This is a genomic window from Mangrovicella endophytica (assembly GCF_002893625.1).
GTDB classification, from domain to species: domain Bacteria; phylum Pseudomonadota; class Alphaproteobacteria; order Rhizobiales; family Rhizobiaceae; genus Mangrovicella; species Mangrovicella endophytica.
This window is the reverse complement of the sequence record NZ_PKMZ01000035.1, coordinates 1-1,165: the sequence shown is the minus strand read 5'-3', so window position 1 is coordinate 1,165 and position 1,165 is coordinate 1. Positions and strand designations below refer to the sequence as shown.

Genomic DNA, 1,165 nt, shown 5'->3' with positions numbered 1-1,165 from the left:
CGACAACGCTGCCGACGGTGCCGGCTGCTGCGCCGAGCGTATCACCAGCGGTGTCGATGACGCCGCCGCGACAACGCTGCCGACGGTGCCGGCTGCTGCGCCGAGCGTATCACCAGCGGTGTCGATGACGCCGCCGAGGACCGGAGCTGCCACGGAGCCAGCCATGTCGAGCGCCGAGCCAGCCGTATCAACGACGCCGCCAATAATGCTGCCCGCCGTGTCGACCACACCGCCAACAGTATCGGTGACAGCGCCAACCGCAGCCGGGACATCCGCGCCGATGCCGAGATCAATGTCGCCAACCAGGCTTTCCACCGGATCGAGCGTGACGCCCGCACCAACGCCATCCACCACCGGCAGACCGGTGTCGAGGCCGACGGTGAGGTCGGTGTCGCCCGGCACTGAGGCACCGCCGCCGAGGAGACCACCGGCCGTGTCCGTGACTCCACCGACAATGCTGCCGGTCGTGCCGGCTGCTGCGCCGAGCGTGTCACCCGCGGTCGGCGCCAACCGCAGCGGGCACGTCCGCACCGATGCCAAGGTCGATGTCGCCGACGAGGCTTTCCACCGGATCGAGCGTGACCCCCGCGCCGACGCCGCCCACCACCGGCAGGCCGGTGTCGAGGTCGAGCGTCAGGTCGGTGTCGCCCGGCACTGAGGCACCGCCGCCGAGGAGACCGCCAGCCGTGTCCGTGACCGTACCGAGCGGATCGGCGAGGGTGCTGCCGACGGTATCGATCACCGGCGTGGCAACTGTGCCAGCCGTGTCGGTAGCGCCGCCGACGAGGCCGCCGACGGTGCCGGCTGCCGCGCCAAGCGTGTCGCCAGCCGTGTCGATGACACCGCCGACCACCGGAGCTGCCACCGAGCCAGCGGTATCGACAACGCCACCGACAACGCTCAACGGTACCGGTGAAGGCGCCAACCGCGGCGGGCACGTCCGCACCGATGCCAAGGTCGATGTCGCCGACGAGGCTTTCCACTGGATCGAGCGTGACGTCCACGCCGATATTATCCACGACCGGAAGTCCGGCATGGATATCCAGCGTCAGATCAGTGTCAGGCGCGCTACCAGAGGCATCCGGCGTACCGCCGCCGCTGGTCGGATCAGAAGGCGTACCGCCGCCGCTGGTGGGATCAGTGGGCGTGCCACCGCCGCTGGTGG

At 70.0% G+C, this 1,165-nt stretch carries 2 protein-coding genes and 1 pseudogene; 1 reads left to right on the top strand and 2 read right to left on the bottom strand.

Going from position 1 to position 1,165, the window contains the following annotated elements:
- Together C0R46_RS20620 and C0R46_RS20615 are read right to left on the bottom strand one after the other, a co-directional pair.
- A pseudogene (locus C0R46_RS20620) lies at positions 1 to 510 on the bottom strand (hypothetical protein); the annotation flags it as partial.
- Positions 491 to 853, bottom strand: coding sequence for a hypothetical protein (locus tag C0R46_RS20615; RefSeq protein WP_210200143.1), 363 nt, complete (start codon positions 851 to 853; stop codon positions 491 to 493). The gene C0R46_RS20615 and the pseudogene C0R46_RS20620, both read right to left, overlap by 20 nt.
- Here C0R46_RS20615 and C0R46_RS21015 point away from each other — a divergent pair.
- A partial coding sequence (locus C0R46_RS21015) for a hypothetical protein (protein ID WP_210200142.1) occupies positions 837 to 1,165 on the top strand: 329 nt, incomplete at its 3' end. The genes C0R46_RS20615 and C0R46_RS21015 overlap by 17 nt on opposite strands.